Source organism: Halomonas sp. 3D7M (genome assembly GCF_014897885.1).
GTDB lineage: Bacteria > Pseudomonadota > Gammaproteobacteria > Pseudomonadales > Halomonadaceae > Vreelandella.
Map to the genome: position 1 here is coordinate 14,042 of NZ_JABUZF010000066.1, position 17,842 is coordinate 31,883.

The following is a 17,842-nucleotide window of genomic DNA, read 5'->3' on the forward strand; positions in this document are numbered from 1 at the left end:
GAGAGGTAGAAAGCTTGACGATAATTGTACACCCTATTTCCCCAACGATACCACTTTCACAATTTTTTCATCTTTGTTACAGCACAACAACAAATAGCCTCTATTGTTTTTGACTCAGCAAAACCTCTAGTTACCACCTTACGTCAAGAGAACCCGAGATGACTTTAGATCATTCACCTCATTAAGATACTGATTATAAGGATATTTCCAACACCAAACAGCCCACCCCATACACAAGGTCAAGGCAACCGCTCCAGCGGTATGTAACAGAGCCAGCCATAGTGGAAGCCACAACAACACATTAGCAATGCCAAGCGCGACTTGGGCAAAATAAGCAATTACCACCAAGGTGAGCGCTCGCCCGACAGACGCAGCCGTACGATATCGCCACCATAGCGCCAACAAGACAATACCGAGTGCAAGCGCTCCAATACGATGCATAACGTGAATTGCAGTACGTGCATCGGCATGTAGCTGGCCATGTAAATAATTAGGGCCGACCGTTTGTGTTAGGTGGAAGCCTTCACTTATATCCATTTCTGGCCACCACTGCGTATTGCAGGTCGGGAATCCTTGGCAGGCAATACCTGCATAATTGCTGGATACCCAGCCACCTAAAGCAAGCTGCACAACTAATATCAACACGCCGATTACCCAGAGCGCATTAGCACTCTTAAATGGAGAGGTATAACGTGTGGAAAAAGAAGCATGGTCGATAGAGGTAGGTACAGGCCTTGTCAAGCTGAGCCGAATTCGCAGATGCACCCAAAAAAACAGCATCAGCACACTTAGCCCACCCAACAAATGCAAAGTAACCACTTGTGGCCAAAGCTTTAGCGTCACTGTAAAAGCGCCAAACGCGCCTTGAAGCAGAATAACAACGAGCAAGGCAATACTTACTTTCCATGGAAACCCTGGACGCTTGCGCAATGAAAAACCTAGCGCCACTACGCTTAGAACGATAAGCCCTAAAAAACTTGCTACATACCGATGAGCCATCTCTACCCATGCTTTAAAAGGCACAAGAGGTACATCAGGATGTTGTAGAGCAGCATGCTCGGCATCAGGGACTAACAGCCGCCCATAACAGCCGGGCCAGTCTGGGCACCCCAAACCAGCGTCAACTAAGCGCGTCCATGCGCCAACTAGAATCACTAACGCTGTAAGCACAGTGCCGACCAAGGTTAAACGTTTCAGCCATTGTAAGCGCCGCTCAGTAGAATATGGCACGTTGCTTCCTTACGACCTGCGAGGTCGAGCATGCAGAGTAACGGTATATTGTTTGCTATAGCGGATTAACCTTAAACAAATGACGTATATCATCGAGAATATCAGCTGCTGGCACTGCATTATTAAATGACAACGCTGGCCTGCCGAAAGGATCCATTAGCCAGACGCTATTTTCTTCTCGCCATGCAGGTTCTGCCAGCCAACGACTAACCTTTTCACCTGGAAGCTCTTGTGCACTCCCGCCTATTCGTAGTCGCTCTAACCGAGGAGCTTCTCGACCCAACGCTCGATGCAGACGCCACAATTCATCCATGCGCTCATCACAGAGAGAAGTACAGTCAAACACGAGTGTCCACGCATCATTTTTTTCGGGTTGAGCGCTCAGAGGCCAATCATCTAGTGCGGGCACGCTGACATGCACTTGACCATGGGCAGTATCTTCACTAGGTATGCCTATTTGCCATGTCAACATCATCCACGCAGTAACAATAGGCGCCGCGAATGCTGCAAATATCAGCAACAACTTAACTCGCGGATAACGAACTGGCTGGCGTTGCTCCATGCTTTTCCCCTCAGCAACCTGTAAGGCTATCTTTTGTAAGACTATCTTTGCGCAGGCGACGTCCCCCCAACACCATGACCACTGTCGCAGCAAGTGCCAACCCCCACCATTGAAAAGCATAGCCAAGATGGCGACTAGGAGGCATCACGCTAGCTTCCCACCAGGGCGTAAACACCCCCTCACCCTGGTCAGCATGTAGCCAGCCGGTGTAAGTGAAGGCCGGCAATGTTGATTCCCACGGGGTTAAACTGATCTGCTGCAGCCTTACCCCTTCCTTGTTTTTGCCATATAGCGGTCCACCGGATCGCGCAACCTGCCACTCGCCTGAAACGGATACGCTGCCCTCTGGAGTATCCGCTTGCGGCGCCGCCCTACTTGGCCCTGTCTCAATAAATCCCCGCTGAATAAGCCACAACTGATCAAAACTGTCTCGGAAAGGGGTTAACACAGCCACGCCCAGACGCCCATCTACAATGCGGTTATCCAGATAAAGCGTGTGATTAGCGAGGTACTCTCCTTGCAAATGCAGCTCAGATCCATCTTCTGGCATAGCAGTAGGCGATTTGACCAAAGGCGCTGCCTGACGAGCGGCTAACAAAACTCGCTTGTCAGCGGCACGCTCCCACTGCCATAGTCCTAGGAAGATACCTAGCGAAACTAATACGCCCCAAAACACACACCAGACGTATAGACGTTGCGACCCAAAAGAGGTTTTCGTCATGTGGTTAAAGCTGCTCATTGGCCTAGTTTTTATTGGAATAGTCGCTAGTTTAGCGGCTGGCGCAGGTTTTTTATTAAAGGATGACAGCAGCTCGCGACGGCTACTAGCATCCCTTAAATGGCGCATTGGGTTAACATGTCTACTCATGGCCTTATTAGTGTTTGGCTTCTGGTCGGGAGATTTAGGCTAATTGATTAGAAAACGTATACAAAAATAAATAACCCAACCCATACAACATCTACAAAGTGCCAATACCAACAAGATGCTTCAAAACCAAAATGATGATCTTGGGCAAAGTGCCCTTTATGTATACGTATCAGCATACTGGTTAAAATTAACGTACCTATAATGACATGAACGCCGTGAAAGCCCGTTAGAATAAAGAAAGTAGCGCCGAAGATTCCTGCCTCAAGCGTAATACCATAATGGTTATACGCTTCATAATATTCGACGCCCTGAATCATAATAAAACAGCAGCCCAGCAATACAGTACCTGCCAGCCAGTTTCTGCACGTCTTACGCTCGCCTAATTTCAAAGCTTCATGTGCAACCGTCAAAGTAATGCTCGACGTTACCAAAATTAGTGTATTGACGAGCGGCAATTGCCATGGACTTAAGACACTATCCGGGCCAGCCACCGACGAATCAGGAGGGTTTAACAACGGCCACTGAGCGACAAAATCAGGCCAAAGTAACGCAGAAACACCTTTTGCTCCTTCACCACCTAACCAGGGTATAGCAAACGTTCTAACGTAAAATAAGGCGCCAAAAAATGCGGCAAAAAACATCACTTCCGAAAAAATAAACCAGCCCATCCCCCATCGAAACGAGCGATCCATTTGGGCATCGTACAATCCGCTCATTGACTCGTGAATAACATCTCTGAACCAAAAGCCCATGACGGTAATTACACAAGCCATACCGATTAGCATGAACGGGGTACCCGTGTCGTACACAAGCTTAATTCCTGTACCCACCATCATAGCCCCGAGCGCCAGCGAGCCTAGAATAGGCCATCGACTCTTTGCAGGAACATAGTAGCCGCCACTCATATCGAATCCCCTATCGTTTTGTTGTCATTCTTCGAGATGTCTTTTACTAAGTGATGAACCGGGTACAAGGTATACACCAGCGTTATCGTATTAATATCCTCAGGAAGGTCACGCGCTAGCTGGAATATCAGAGGAATCGTCAAGCGCTCATCCCCTTGAAGCTGCTGCTCTTGGAAACAGAAACAGCTTATTTTTCTTAAATGCGTCGTAGCACTTGAAGGAGAGACGCTAGGTACAGCTCGCCCCCAACTTTCGACATGACTGTTGTTGGTAAACGTAAAATCAACTTCAGCTGTTTGGCCTGGGTGGACACGCATTTGGCGGTTTTCGACGCTCATTCGCCATGGTAACCCCGCGCCACCTCGGGTAATGAACTGCACGGTGATATAGCGGGACTGATCAACTTCTTCATGAATAATGGCTTTAGCCGTGGTATCCACTTTGCCATTAAGGCCCGTCACACTACAAAACACGTCATAAAGAGGGACCAGTGCGAATGCAAAGGCAAACATCCCAATTAACGCCGCTACTGTACGAATGACTGTCCGTTTAACCCCAACTGATTGCACCGTATCATTGACTGCCATATATCCCCCTAGACCATTCACTGATGGACAGCTAATTAGTCATGATGATGGGTACGGTTAAATACTGGCGGTGTTTCAAAGGTGTGCAACGGTGCCGGACTGGGGACGCTCCACTCTAGGTCTTCTGCGCCTTCCCAAGCTTTTGCAGGTGCTTTTTTACCTCCTCTTACACACATCACCACAACCAATACAAACATCAGCTGTGACGCTCCAAAAAAGAAGGCACCAATGCTGGAGAGCAAATTAAAATCTGCAAATTGTAATGCATAGTCGGGAATACGCCTTGGCATGCCCGCCAAGCCTGCGAAATGCATAGGGAAAAACGTTAGATTAACGCCAACAATAGAGCACCAGAAATGGCATTGAGCAAGTCGCTCGTTAGGATAATAACCTGTCCATTTGGGTAGCCAATAATAGACACCAGCCATAATGGCAAAAATAGCACCGGGTACTAGCACATAATGAAAATGCGCTACGACAAAATAGGTATCGTGGTATTGGAAATCCGCAGGTGCAATGGCCAACATTAGTCCTGAGAAACCGCCGATGGTGAATAGAACCACGAAAGCCAAAGCAAACAGCATGGGCGGTTCAAAACTGATCGAGCCACGAAACAGCGTGGTCACCCAATTAAATACTTTCACGCCTGTGGGCACGGCGATCAGCATGGTCGAGTACATGAAAAATAGCTCCGCTGTTAGCGGAAGACCGACGATAAACATATGGTGTGCCCACACTAAAAATGACAGCAGCGCGATAGCTGCCGTGGCATACACCATAGACGCGTATCCAAACAACGGCTTACGCGCGAAGGTAGGAATAATGGCTGAGACAATACCAAAAGCCGGCAAAATCATGATGTAAACTTCAGGATGGCCAAAGAACCAAAATAAGTGCTGGAAAAGCACTGGATCGCCGCCGCCCGCAGCGTCAAAGAAACTGGTACCGAAGTTAATATCCATCAGCATCATGGTAATAACGCCCGCTAGTACAGGCATTACCGCAATCAATAGAAAAGCCGTAATTAACCATGTCCATACGAACAGCGGCATATCCATCATGCGCATTCCAGGTGCGCGCATATTCAGAATGGTCGCAATAATATTTATAGCCCCAAGAATCGAGCTAATACCTGCAATGTGCAGAGCTAAAATAAAGAATGTTGTGGAGGCAGGTGCGTAAGTCGTCGATAACGGCGCATAAAATGTCCAGCCAAAATTAGGCCCACCGCCCGGCATGAATAGCGTAGAAAGTAGCAATGTAAACGCCACCGGAAGCAGCCAGAAACTAAAGTTATTAAGCCTGGGCAGCGCCATATCCGGCGCACCAATCTGAAGCGGAATCATCCAATTGGCTAGCCCAGTAAACGCTGGCATTACCGCAGCAAACACCATGATTAATCCATGCATGGTGGTCATTTGGTTGAAAAATTCTGGCTCTATAAGCTGCAAACCAGGTTGAAATAGCTCGGCTCTCACTACTAGGGCAAATATGCCTCCAACAAAAAACATGGTGAGAGAAAAGATCAGGTACAGAGAACCAATTTCTTTATGGTTGGTTGTCAGAACCCATCGCAGTATCCCTTTGGGCTGAGCCGCATGGTCGTGATGAGAATGACCGCCAGCCGCTGCAGTAGAGCTATGTTGCAGCGAGTGTTGAGGAGGTAGTTTGGGCGCCATGAGCATCTCCGCCTGATTTATTGTTAGTACCTTGAATTATTGTGCAATACGTTCGGCCACCGTAGCTGGCTGCACCACATCACCTGTCTCATTGCCCCAAGCATTACGGGTATAAGTAACAACAGCGGCTATTTCGACAGGATTTAACGTACTGCGGAATGCCGGCATAGCAGCGCCAGAAACACCGTTAATAACCCGATTCAGGTGCCAATCTAAATCACTAATCAGTTGATTATTGTTGGCTAGTGCAGGAAATGCGGGTGGCGCCCCCTGACCTTCGCTTTGGTGACAGGCAGAACAGATAGTCTGATAAACGGTCTCTCCCCTCGCCATCAAATCCTCCATTTCCCACTCCCGGTCAACCCCCATAGCCTCTTGCTCTGCGGCTTCTTTACGTTCTGCCAACCATGCTTCGAACTCTTCTTCTTCCATCGCATGCACAACCACTGGCATAAACCCGTGGTTAACGCCGCAAAGCTCGGCACACTGGCCACGATAGATGCCCGGTTCATTAATTTTCACCCAGTTCTCATTGATGAACCCAGGAATCGTATCCTGCTTAACGGCTAGTTCAGGCACCCACCAAGAGTGAATAACGTCATCTGACGTCATTAAAAAACGCACTTTACGATTGATCGGCAGTACCAATGGCTCATCTACGTCTAACAAATAGTGCTCATCTCTCGCTTTTTCTCCACGAATTTGTTCAGTTGGTGTACTCATATTTGATGTAAACGCAACATCTTCACCAAGGTACTCGTAGCGCCAGCGCCATTGTTGGCCAGTAATCATCACATCTAGATCAGCTTCTGAAGCGTCGTACATACTCTTCAACGTCGCCGTTGCGGGCACGGCCATTCCAACCAAAATCAGAATAGGAATAGCGGTCCAAAGAATTTCTACGGAGGTGTGCTCATGAAAATTCGCCGCTTTTTCCCCTTTTGAGTGTCTGTATTTAAATAGTGAGTAAAACATCACCCCAAACACAATCACCCCAATGACCACGCATACCCAAAAAATCGCCATATGCAGACCAAAAATATCTTGGCTGATATCGGTGACCCCAACAGGCATATTCCAGCTATTAGCATGAGCTTGAGTGATACTGAAGGCACTGGTAATGGTTAGCAGCCATTGCCACGATAGATGCATAGGAACCTCCGTTATTATTGTTGTTCTCGCCAACCTTTTTATTAGGTCAGGATTAACTGATTAACGTCAGTATAGAAAACATGTGGCATTCGTCACGAACAACTATCGTGAGGTGTATCAACGCTTCATCGCGACGCAATCACTGCAATCCCGACCAAGATCAGAACAAATACGAGCGTGATTACAATTCCCGTCACAATAAAGGCCGCGGGGTTACCGCTAGAAAAATCCTGTTGCCGCTTGAGGTCATTTTGTACGCCTAGCAGTGCTGACAGTACTGATTTAACGACTGACCACATTGCGCCTCTCCTCGTTATCACGTATTGCGTCGCCTGAATGAACAACTCTTCTGCAGAGCTTTAGCTATAGTTGAAGATAGGAGAACCTGTGAAGAATGCCTCACAAATTGAAAAACTCGATAGGAACCTACTATGGACCATACAAACAAAAAGCAGCCCTCATCCATCAACGACACGAACCAAAATATCGCAGCTTGGTGGCAGCATTACTGCCTATTGAGTACCATGCCAATGGTGCGTTGTCAGATTGCGTGGCTTGAGAGCGTGACAGAAGCCATGCAGCTGGAAGCTGAGCTTTTCCAAGCTATCGCTAAAAGTAGCGAAAAACTGACGATATGCCTGACTGATGGCAAAGAAAATTGCAGCGCTAAGGAACTCACTGAGCATTACCAAGAAATGGTCAAAACGCTTACCGATGCTAATCTTGAGCGTTTTGCTAAGGTATCTCAGCTTTCCCATGAGTTTCGACGTAGTCTTTGGGAAGAAATCTAACAAATCTAACAATTTGGGATTAAGCTTGCGACTTACAGTCGTGCCATTCACACTACGCACGCTTTGCTAAGAGCAGCTTTTGACTGGTGATGGAGCCTAATATGCCCAAATGTCGTGGATTTATTTCGTTGTTCTCGTTAATAACCGTGGTCTTAGTATCGTTGACTGGCTGCACAACTTACACTTGGCCGGATGGCTCGCAAGAGACTGTGCTTGGCGTGCCCCCAGAAGAAGAAAACCGGCGTTATGAAGAGCAGCGTGCCGACGGAGTACGCTATCGCGTGCCAGGTAAAATACCTGAAGAGCAAACGCAATGACCTTCTTCGATCTGGCTTCTCTTTAAACGGTGTTATTAACGTTATCTTCGTTTTGTAGATGCCGTTGCTTGAGCGGTAATTGGATCTTCTGGCCAGGGGTGTTTAGGGTAGCGGCCACGCATCTCTTTACGCACCTCTGGGTAGCCATTCAACCAAAAACTGCGTAAATCCTGAGTAACTTGAAGCGGCCTTTTTGCCGGTGAAAGCAGATGAATGACAACCGGCACATGACCGTCCGCAACGGCGGGAGTATCCTGCCAGCCAAACGCTTCCTGTAACTTCAAAGCAAGCACTGGCGGCCTTCCTGTTAGGCAGGGCTCATAATCAATGGCTGCTCGATTACCGCTAGGAGCCGTTATTGTCGATGGTGTTAAACGCTCAAAATGGGTTTGCTCATCCCAACTGAGCGTTGCCATTAAGTAGGTATGGAATGGCATTTTTTCTAGCTGACTGAAGCGTGTTATACCCGTCATGTAAGGTGCCAGCCATACATCCAAACTGTCTAATAGCGCGTTTTCTGACCAGTCAGGCCATACGTTAGAATAAATACTCGCCACTAGCGCCATTCGCCCCTGTAATTGCTTAACCTTGCCATTAAAAAGCGCCGCAGGGCGTTGCTTTAATGCGCACAGCAACGCCTGTTGGACAGCCTCTCCAGATAACTCCGCTAAGGGCCGACTTGCCAACACAAGTTCACCATGGCGCTGAACAGCTTCACCAAGAAGCTTTCCTTGGGCATCTGACCAAGTAACACGCTCCTCCCACTGTTGAGTTGCCGGGTAAAGGTCAATAAGCGCTGCCTGCGTAATCGGTTCTGCCAGGTAAATTGCTGCCTCACTGCTGGCACTCTCTACGCTAACAGCGACGATAAATGCTTCATTCGCTAGGGGGTGGCTAATGGAAAGCGTGGCGGTTTTGCCATTGGCCAGCTTGAACCGACCTGGACTGATGAATTGACCAACGCGATCCGGGTAAGCCATCGCCAGCAGATAGCTAAGCGGCTCAAGCGGTAGCTTATGTGGAATCTGAAGGCTAGCCATGTCCATAAGGCGCTTGGTTTCTCGTTGCCATTGAGGAAATCGCCAGGGTTGGCTGAGCCGCTGAGCCAGCGCATCTCTTAGCGAGCCACTAACACGCTCTCTACCCTCTAGCAGAGCTGCTAAAGCACAGGCGAGCGGTAATGCATCCAATGACACTGCCTTTGACAGCATGACCGCTAAACGAGGTTCAAGCGGCCAACGCGCACTTTGCTTACCTAATGGTGTTAATAAACCCGCTGCATCAAGAACACCAAGCTGACGAAGCAAAGCCTGGCTACTTTGCCATGCACCGTTAGGCGGTGGTGTCATCCAAATTAACTCTTCAGGCGAACGCGCTCCCCATACGGCAACCTCAAGCGCAAGTTTTGATAAATCAGCTTGGGCAATCTCAGGTTCACCGTAAGCAACCAGTGGCTGCTCTTGAGACCATAAGCGATAACATACACCCGGCTGCTGCCGCCCTGCACGACCACGACGTTGATCAGCGCTGGCACGATTGACACGCCGGGTAGTTAGTCGAGTGAGCCCAGTTCGCGGCTGAAACAACGGCACACGCTCCAAGCCAGCGTCAATAACCACATTAACGCCATCAACTGTCACACTGGATTCCGCAATGGCGGTTGATACAATCACCCGCTGGCGAGTTTCGTGTAACTTCAATGCAGCTTGTTGCGCCTCGATAGGCATGCCGCCATGTAAAGCGCGCACCTCAATATCAAAGGTGCTATTTTCCAGCATTTGCACTAGCCGAGTTATCTCTGCCACCCCAGGTAAAATCACCAACACGCCGCGGCTACCGGCATTCGCTAAGGCTTCGGTTACCACTCGGTAAGCGGCAGCGTCTAACGCTTCCTCGCTACTAAAAGGGCGATAATACGTTTCAATTGGGAATTCACGCCCCGTACTTTCAATCACGGATGTATCGCTGCCCAATACGCTTTTTAAAGCAGCAACATCTAACGTCGCAGACATCACCATCAGTCGTAAGTCATCGCGAATGCTTTGCTGAATATCCAGCGATAGCGCCAGCCCAAGATCTGCTTCTATGCTGCGCTCATGAAACTCATCGAAGATGATACCGGCGACGCCTTCGAGCAACGGATCATCTTGCAACATACGCGTCAGGACGCCCTGGGTGACCACCTCCAAGCGTGTGTGCGGCCCCACTTTGCTGTCCCCTCGCATACGATAGCCAACCGTCTTACCGACAGGCTCATCAAGCTGCGCGGCCATAAAGCTTGCCGCCAAACGAGCCGCTACCCGCCGAGGCTCTAACAACACTATCTTCTGGCCCTGCGCCCATTGGCTGTTAAGCAAGGTCAGCGGAACGCGGGTTGTCTTACCCGCCCCTGGCTGGGCGATTAAGATTAAGCGGTTATGTTCAGAGAGAGCCGCCTGAATCTGCTTGAGGTGCTGTTCAATGGGAAGCGTAGACATCGCCAATATGGGCATAGCAGCTAAACTGATGAGTCGTTTGATAAATGCGACGCTGAAATACCGCATCCTTTCAAAATAACATGCTCAAGAAAACGGCAAATAGACTCGAAATCCGTTTCGCTGAGCACTTCAGTCCCTAATATCCCCGTTACCTGCGCACTGTATTCCGTGTAATGCTGGGTAGCCGACCAAATCAAGAATATAAGCCAGCGTGGATCGACATCATCCATTTTCCCTAGCTGAGACCACTGGTGAATAATTTCTGCACGGGAAGCTACCCACTCTTTCAGCTCACCAGAGAGGTAATTACTCAAGAAAGGCGCACCCGCCAAAATCTCGGCGGCAAATAGCTTTGAACCTTCGGGGTAACGCTGACCCAGCATCATCTTGGTGCGAATAAAATCGCTTAATACCTTAGCTGGATCACTTTCAGGTGTTATATCTTCAAGTACCGCATTCCACCGGTTCATCATTCGATTAAGCAGTCGTACATAAAGCAGCTGCTTACTGCCCATGTAATAGAGAATATTCGCCTTAGGAAGACCTGCTATATCGGCGATGGCCTGAAGGCTGGCACCACGATAACCATGTTGAGAAAACACCTGCTCCGCAGCGCTCAGTATGGTCTGTTCAATGCGATCTCTGCTGGCATTTTCATGGTTAGCGGTATCCGCTGTCATTGATTAAGCTCCTTTAATAAGCGCTTTTGATAAGCACCAATGGTCAGCCCATGGGACTTATTACATATAATTGGTTTATCGACGCCGGCCGTGTAAGTGCACAGACAGCCGCATTAGCAACAAATTCTTGCAAGGTGCGCTCTTTTGTCTCAAGCTAAACAATATTGACCGATCGGTCAGAACAATCATAACGGAGTTTGGCATGGCTACGATTGAGTTCCTGCTCAACGGCACCCCCAAGCAGTGTCATGTACCCCCTGACACCAGCATTCTAACGCTGTTGCGTGATCATTTGGGCATCACTGGCACAAAAGAGGGCTGCGCATCGGGTGATTGTGGCGCTTGTACAGTCGCAATCAACAATCCAAGCGACACGCAAAGCCGCTTTTTAAGCGTCAACGCGTGTATTACCCCGGCTCATCAACTTCACGGTCAGCACGTTATTACCGTTGAAGGGCTTGCGACTGAAGGCAACTTGCACCCAGCTCAACGCGCAATGATCGAGTGCCATGGCAGCCAGTGCGGATTTTGCACACCAGGAATTGTCATGTCCTTGTTCACCTTGCATGCCAACCAACAGCAGCGCCCCTCACCTCTTACACCAGAAACACTGGAAGCCGCATTAGGTGGAAATTTATGCCGCTGCACGGGATACCGACCGATTCGTGACGCCGCATTGAGTATGCAAGATTTCTCTTGGGAAGCACCGCAGTGGTTCGATGCGTCTCAGCCAGCCAGTCACCCGCTTCATGTGCCGGAGTCAACCGCAAAGAGTGAGCCACTGTTCGTACAGCCAACCACCTTGGCTGAGTTGGCCGACGCAAGATATCGCTATCCTGATGCACGCCTTGTGGCTGGCGCAACAGATCTATGGCTGGAAAGCACTCAGCGCCTTACCGCACTGAACCAGCTTATTGATACCACTCGCGTGGCTGAATTGCGCCAAATTGAAGAGGCGACATTCCAAGCTCAACCAGGTTGGTGGGTAGGCGCCGGGGTTACGTACTCGCAACTTGAGCCCTTATTAAGCAGTCACTTTCCTGCGTTTGCACACCTCCTTCACAGGCTCGGCTCCCAACAAGTTCGTAACCGGGGAACGCTCGGCGGAAACATCGCCAACGCTTCGCCAATAGGAGATACGCCACCTGTACTACTGGCGCTCAATGCGTGGGTAGAACTTACCAGCCATGTCGGTACTCGCCAGCTGTTGCTAAGTGATTTTTTTATCGACTATAAAAAAACAGCGCTGGCTGCTGATGAAGTCATCAGTCGTATTTTTATACCTCAACTGGCTGAATCAGCCACACTAAGGGTCTGGAAGCTTTCTAAACGACGCGAGGATGACATAACGGCGGTATTAGGTGCGTTTTGCTACCGTGTTAATCAGGGTGTGATGGAGGATGTTCGCATTGCCTTTGGCGGTATGGCTGCAACTCCCAAGCGAGCTAGTCAAACAGAAGCTGCGCTAGAGGGCCAGCCCGTTTCCAAAGCTAGCTTTCAAGCAGCCCAGCAAGCCCTTGCTGAAGAGTTTCAGCCAATGAGCGATGTACGGGGTAGCCAATACTACCGAGAACAAGCCGCTCTCAACCTATTAGAACGCCTCTACTTATCGCTTTCGTCACCCAACCAGGAGGTGATGCTCCATGCGTACGCTCACTAAACTTGATGGCGACAGCAGCCGAGCTCGTCGAGAGTTACATGACCACATCCAAGGGTCAGGCCCACTTGCCCGCCATACTGTCGATAGCCACGGTCAGCGCCAAGCAGGCACCGCTAGCTTCCATGAAAGCGCTGAAAAACACGTTACCGGCAAGGCCGCCTACATTGATGACCTCAAAGCACCGGCAGATGCCCTGCATGTAGCTCTGGGGCTATCTCCTGTCGCACACGGCACATTGACCGCGCTTGATCTCGAAGCAGTTAAACAAGCGCCTGGCGTTGTCGATGTCATCACTTTTCACGACGTGCCCGGTCATACGGATATCGGCCCTGTCTTTCCAGGCGACCCCATTTTTGTTGATCAAGAAATTAGCTACGCAGGCCAGTGTATTTTCGCCGTTGCGGCTACCTCGCTTCAGGCTGCTCGCCGAGCGGTAACGCTGGCCCAGTTAAGTATTGATGAACAACCAGCGAGCCTCGACCCTGTTGCTTCTGCCGAACGCAATGATGTGGTTCGCCCTACACATGTTCAAGAGCGAGGCGATTGGCAAGCGGAACTGCGCCAAGCCGAGCAAACGGTTGAGGGCGAGCTTTTCATCGGCGGACAGGAACATTTTTACCTGGAGGGACAAGCGTGCTTGGTTCTGCCTACCGAAGATGAAGGGGTGATTGTCCATACCTCTAACCAGCACCCTAGCGAGACCCAAAAACTTGTCGCTGAAGTACTGGGCATTCCCTTTCATGCTGTCACCGTTGAAGTACGCCGAATGGGCGGCGGTTTTGGAGGCAAAGAAACTCAAGCATCTCCTTGGGCTTGTATGGCAGCCATTATTGCCCGCAGAACCGGAAAAGCCACACGTATACGTCTACCACGAAGTGATGATATGCGCGCGACCGGTAAGCGACACCCCTTTCATAATCGCTACCGACTAGCCATTAATCGGCAAGGCATCATCCAGGGGGGAGACATAACAGTTATTGGTGACTGCGGATACTCGCCTGACCTTTCGGACGCCATTGTTGACCGTGCAATGTTCCATGCCGACAACGCTTACTCATTAGGCAATGCTCGCGTCACCGGTCACCGAGCTAAGACCCATACCGCTTCTAACACGGCTTTTCGGGGTTTCGGCGGCCCTCAGGGCATGATGATTATCGAAGCTGCAATGGATGATATCGCGCGTAAGGTCGGTGAAGACCCTCTCACCATACGCAAACGAAACTTCTATCGCGACGGGCGAGACGTCACCCACTACGGGCAGTCAGTGGATCAAAAGCAGTTACTCCATACGCTGGTTGATACATTGGAAACCAATAGTGATTACTGGGCGCGCCGTGCGGCTATTAAGGCATTTAATAGCAACAGTCCCATCATTAAAAAAGGGCTTGCGCTAACGCCAGTAAAGTTTGGCATCTCATTTACCGCCCAGCACCTTAACCAGGCCGGTGCGCTGCTGCATGTGTATACCGATGGCAGCATCATGATCAATCACGGCGGCACCGAAATGGGCCAAGGACTGCACACCAAGATTTGTCAGGTAGTGGCTCGCGAGCTTGGCTTGGATTTAGATAGCGTGCGGATTAGTGCAACTCGCACGGATAAAGTACCCAATACATCCCCTACGGCGGCTTCAAGCGGCGCCGACCTCAATGGCATGGCCGCGCGAGATGCCGCCAGTAAATTGCGCGAAAGATTGTTCGACTTTGCCGCGATGCATTTTGAAGGCGGCTTAGACCGAGAAGGCATGCGCCTGGAAGATGGCATGCTGATTGCTGGGATTAATGAAAGCGAGCGTCGCATCCCCTGGGGAGAGCTTGTTCAAACGGCCTACCTCAATCGCATCTCGCTGTCAGAAAAAGGCTTTTATGCGACACCATTGATTCATTACAACCGTGCAACGGGCCAAGGCCGCCCTTTTTATTATTACGCGTTTGGAGCAGCCGTTGCCGAAGTGAGTGTTGACACATTGAGCGGCGAATATTTAGTTAACCGTGTTGACGTGCTACATGACGTTGGCAATTCGCTAAACCCTGCCATTGATATTGGCCAAGTAGAAGGTGGCTTTATCCAGGGAATGGGCTGGCTAACCAGTGAAGAACTTAAGTGGAGCGATAAAGGTATGCTGGTTAGCGACGGGCCTGCGACCTACAAAATACCCACGTTTGGTGATCTTCCCGCTATTTTTAACGTTGAACTATTGGAAGGCCACCCAAATTCCATGGCAAGCCTATATCGTTCTAAAGCCGTTGGTGAGCCACCGTTTATGCTTGGTATCTGTGTTTGGTCTGCACTACGTGATGCGCTTTCAAGCTTAACCGATTACCAACAGTCTCCCCATCTCGACACTCCCGCAACCCCTGAGCGAGTGATGTTGGCTGCAAACGCAATTAGAGAAAAAGCGCTATGACACAGCCCTCAGCAGAAACTTGGCACGCTGCACTCGATCGATTGCAGCGTAGCGGTGTTCCCCACGTGTTGGCCACTCAGGTAACCAGCGCGGGCTCAACCCCGCGTGAGCCCGGCGCACGCATGGTGATCACCCAAGAGGCGATCTATGACACGCTAGGTGGAGGCACTTTCGAGTGGCAAACTATCCATGCTGCTCGAGACTTTTTACAGCAAGGCCGCGCAGGCTTTCACTTAGAGGCATTCTCGCTAGGTGGCCGCAGCGGCCAGTGCTGTGGCGGTTATGTCAATGTGCTGCTGGAAGTGTTTCCTGGTGCCGCTACCAATATCGCTTTATTTGGTGCTGGCCATGTCGGACGAGAGATCGTAAAGCTTAGCGAACCGCTCCCCTGGCAAGTACACTGGTTTGATAGCCGAGCAGATGTATTTAACGAACGCGATCAGCAGCAATCCCGACTCAGTTGCCATACGCTGAGCAGTGCGCAAGAGGGAACTTCAGCCCTGCCGCCCTACTGTCATGCACTGGTATTAACCCACAACCATGATGAAGATTACGCCCTTATCACCGCTTTACTACAGCGCAATGACATCGCCTCGATAGGATTAATCGGCTCTGATAGCAAATGGGCAAGCTTCCGAGGACGACTGCAGCGCGAAGGCTACACCGCTGAAGAAATAGAGCGTGTACGCAGTCCCATTGGCTGTATTCATAACACTAAACTTAGCAACAAAACCCCCTATGCGATTGCTTTGACGGTGGTAACCGAACTGCTTTGGCTAACGGACAAGCCAGCCTCACTAGACATGCGCGGCCTTGAGCCGAACGCAATACGTGCACTTGTTGACGATACGAAAACGACTCAGAGTTAATATGAATTCCTCAATCGATACGCTCATCCGCGCTGAAATTGTCAGCTTTGCACGCGACCCAGGTAATGATGACCTACCTCAGCCAGGTAGCCTAGAGCATTATGGCGATGGGCTACTGTGGCTAAAAGGCAGTCATATTCAGGCTGTCGGCCACTATGGTGATCTCGCTGATCAACTGCCAAGTGACGCCCATGTTATTGATTATCGCGGCAAGTTGATTATGCCCGGCTTTATCGATACTCACGTTCACTATGTTCAGCTAGACATCATGGCTTCCTACGGCCGACAACTACTTGATTGGCTAAATGACTATACGTTTCCTGAAGAGTGCCGTTTTGCCAATCATGCGCATGCAGAAGCGCTATCGAACGCTTTTCTAGATGAAATGCTTCGCGCGGGAACGACAACAGCCCAAGTATTTGGCTCAAGCCATCCTGGCTCAGTGGATGCGTTCTTCACCGCCTGCCAAAAACGTCAGCTACGCATGCTGGTCGGTAAAGTATTAATGGATCGCAACGCGCCTGACGCCCTAATGGATGGCGTGTCTGGAATTGCAGACAGTGAGCGACTTATTCAAGACTGGCATGGCAATGGCCGACTAGGTTATAGCGTCACGCCACGCTTTGCGCCCACCTCTACCAAAATGCAAATGGATGCTGCCGGCGCCCTCTTGCGTAACGACTCTAGCCTTTGGCTACAAACTCATTTGGCTGAAAACAGTGGGGAATTAGATTGGGTAGCTGAATTATTTCCTGGTAGCCGCGACTACTTAGCCGTTTACGAAGAAGCGGGGTTAGTCGGCCCTCGCAGTACCTTCGCGCACGGCATTCATCTGAATAACGATATGCGTAAACGCTTGGCGGATCGAGGCGCCAATATTGCCTTTTGTCCAAGCTCCAATCTTTTCCTAGGCAGCGGATTATTTGACCGAGAAGCAGCTAAACAGACCGGCATGGCATTCACCTATGCTAGCGATATCGGCGCAGGCACCGATTTATCAGGGTTTGGAACGCTTAAGGCAGCCTACCAAGTGGGCCAATTAGGGGGACAGCCTCTTACCGCATGGCAAGGTTTTTACGGTTTAACCCATGGCAATGCAAAAGCGCTTTCCCTAGATACCCATATCGGCCAGCTTGCCCCTTCGTACGAGGCTGATTTTGTAGTCATTGATCCTCATGCGACATCACTGTTGAAGCGCCGTATCCAACACAGCAAAACACTCGGCGAGCGTTTATTTGCGCTGATGATGCTCGCTGATGATCGCGCTATCTATGAAACTTGGTCAAATGGGCAGTGCCAGCACCAACGGGATTAATTTTCAAAGTTAACTCGTCATTCCCGCAGGCCCTTAGCGGGAATCCATGTTGGGCTGGGGTTTCGGGCTGCTGCAGGCCAAGGTCAAGGTGGATTCCCGATAACCCCACTCGGGAATGACGGCGTAGTGGCTTGGGAATGACGGTGCAGTGACTTGGGAACGTCCCTAATTGATTTTCTTTCGCGCAAAACAAAAAACCCAGCTGATGGGCTGGGTTCTTTGTTAAATAAGTGCCTGACGATGATCCGGGCGGCGCTCCGCTACTCTCCAGGGGAGCCCCCTAAAAAGCAAAACCCCGACCAAATGGCCGGGGTTTCTCAATAAGTGCCTGACGATGACCTAC

General features: G+C 50.1%; 17 protein-coding genes. 7 read left to right on the forward strand and 10 right to left on the reverse strand.

The window, feature by feature from the left end:
- Positions 1–138: 138 nt before the first annotated feature.
- Genes INT22_RS02255 through INT22_RS02265 form a run of 3 tightly spaced genes read right to left on the reverse strand, consistent with a single transcriptional unit; the run spans position 139 to position 2,513 of the window.
- Positions 139–1,230, reverse strand: coding sequence for a COX15/CtaA family protein (locus tag INT22_RS02255; RefSeq protein WP_089038324.1), 1,092 nt, complete (start codon positions 1,228–1,230; stop codon positions 139–141).
- Between the two features lie 55 nt (positions 1,231–1,285).
- Positions 1,286–1,792 carry a hypothetical protein gene (locus INT22_RS02260; protein ID WP_193059779.1) on the reverse strand — a complete coding sequence of 169 codons (507 nt, stop codon included), beginning with the start codon at positions 1,790–1,792 and terminating at the stop codon, positions 1,286–1,288.
- Between the two features lie 10 nt (positions 1,793–1,802).
- On the reverse strand, positions 1,803–2,513 hold the full coding sequence (locus tag INT22_RS02265) for an SURF1 family protein (protein WP_089038326.1): 711 nt from the start codon (positions 2,511–2,513) through the stop codon (positions 1,803–1,805).
- Between INT22_RS02265 and INT22_RS02270 the strand changes: the two genes are divergently transcribed.
- Entirely contained in the window at positions 2,512–2,703 is a 192-nt protein-coding gene (locus INT22_RS02270; RefSeq protein ID WP_038483896.1) for a DUF2909 domain-containing protein, read from the forward strand. The two genes, INT22_RS02265 and INT22_RS02270, sit on opposite strands and share 2 nt — an antisense overlap.
- 4 nt (positions 2,704–2,707) lie before the next feature.
- On the opposite strand, the gene INT22_RS02275 is transcribed toward INT22_RS02270, so the two are convergent.
- From INT22_RS02275 to INT22_RS02295, 5 genes are all read right to left on the reverse strand, one after another.
- Positions 2,708–3,565: a cytochrome c oxidase subunit 3 gene (locus tag INT22_RS02275; RefSeq protein ID WP_089038327.1), complete on the reverse strand. Its 858-nt coding sequence runs from the start codon at positions 3,563–3,565 to the stop codon at positions 2,708–2,710.
- Entirely contained in the window at positions 3,562–4,152 is a 591-nt protein-coding gene (locus INT22_RS02280; RefSeq protein ID WP_089038328.1) for a cytochrome c oxidase assembly protein, read from the reverse strand. Before INT22_RS02280 ends, INT22_RS02275 begins: the two co-directional genes overlap by 4 nt.
- 35 nt (positions 4,153–4,187) lie before the next feature.
- Positions 4,188–5,831, reverse strand: a complete 1,644-nt coding sequence (gene ctaD, locus INT22_RS02285) for a cytochrome c oxidase subunit I (protein WP_193059778.1) — start codon at positions 5,829–5,831, stop codon at positions 4,188–4,190.
- 36 nt (positions 5,832–5,867) lie between these two features.
- A complete protein-coding gene (gene coxB, locus INT22_RS02290) occupies positions 5,868–6,983 on the reverse strand; it encodes a cytochrome c oxidase subunit II (protein ID WP_089038330.1) in 1,116 nt (371 codons plus the stop codon).
- Between the two features lie 125 nt (positions 6,984–7,108).
- Positions 7,109–7,282, reverse strand: a complete 174-nt coding sequence (locus INT22_RS02295) for a DUF2970 domain-containing protein (RefSeq protein WP_089038331.1) — start codon at positions 7,280–7,282, stop codon at positions 7,109–7,111.
- A gap of 132 nt (positions 7,283–7,414) precedes the next feature.
- On the opposite strand from INT22_RS02295, the gene INT22_RS02300 reads away from it, so the two are divergent.
- Both INT22_RS02300 and INT22_RS02305 read left to right on the forward strand, forming a co-directional pair.
- Positions 7,415–7,774, forward strand: a complete 360-nt coding sequence (locus tag INT22_RS02300) for a hypothetical protein (protein WP_193059777.1) — start codon at positions 7,415–7,417, stop codon at positions 7,772–7,774.
- Positions 7,775–7,875: 101 nt separating this feature from the next.
- Positions 7,876–8,091, forward strand: coding sequence for a hypothetical protein (locus tag INT22_RS02305; RefSeq protein ID WP_089038333.1), 216 nt, complete (start codon positions 7,876–7,878; stop codon positions 8,089–8,091).
- 41 nt (positions 8,092–8,132) lie between these two features.
- Here the strand turns inward: INT22_RS02305 and hrpB are convergent, their stop codons facing one another.
- Positions 8,133–10,568, reverse strand: a complete 2,436-nt coding sequence (gene hrpB, locus INT22_RS02310; protein WP_193059776.1) for an ATP-dependent helicase HrpB — start codon at positions 10,566–10,568, stop codon at positions 8,133–8,135.
- Between the two features lie 20 nt (positions 10,569–10,588).
- A complete protein-coding gene (locus tag INT22_RS02315) occupies positions 10,589–11,248 on the reverse strand; it encodes a TetR family transcriptional regulator C-terminal domain-containing protein (RefSeq protein ID WP_089038335.1) in 660 nt (219 codons plus the stop codon).
- Positions 11,249–11,450: 202 nt separating this feature from the next.
- On the opposite strand from INT22_RS02315, the gene xdhA reads away from it, so the two are divergent.
- The 4 genes from xdhA to guaD are packed head-to-tail and all read left to right on the forward strand — an operon-like array spanning position 11,451 to position 17,499.
- Positions 11,451–12,908, forward strand: coding sequence for a xanthine dehydrogenase small subunit (xdhA, locus tag INT22_RS02320; RefSeq protein ID WP_193059775.1), 1,458 nt, complete (start codon positions 11,451–11,453; stop codon positions 12,906–12,908).
- The gene (xdhB, locus tag INT22_RS02325; protein WP_193059774.1) at positions 12,892–15,315 is read left to right on the forward strand and encodes a xanthine dehydrogenase molybdopterin binding subunit; all 2,424 of its coding nucleotides are present in this window, start codon (positions 12,892–12,894) and stop codon (positions 15,313–15,315) included. Before xdhA ends, xdhB begins: the two co-directional genes overlap by 17 nt.
- Positions 15,312–16,184, forward strand: coding sequence for a xanthine dehydrogenase accessory protein XdhC (xdhC, locus tag INT22_RS02330; RefSeq protein ID WP_193059773.1), 873 nt, complete (start codon positions 15,312–15,314; stop codon positions 16,182–16,184). Before xdhB ends, xdhC begins: the two co-directional genes overlap by 4 nt.
- Position 16,185: 1 nt before the next feature.
- Positions 16,186–17,499: a guanine deaminase gene (gene guaD / locus INT22_RS02335; RefSeq protein WP_193059772.1), complete on the forward strand. Its 1,314-nt coding sequence runs from the start codon at positions 16,186–16,188 to the stop codon at positions 17,497–17,499.
- The last annotated feature ends 343 nt before the right edge of the window (positions 17,500–17,842 follow it).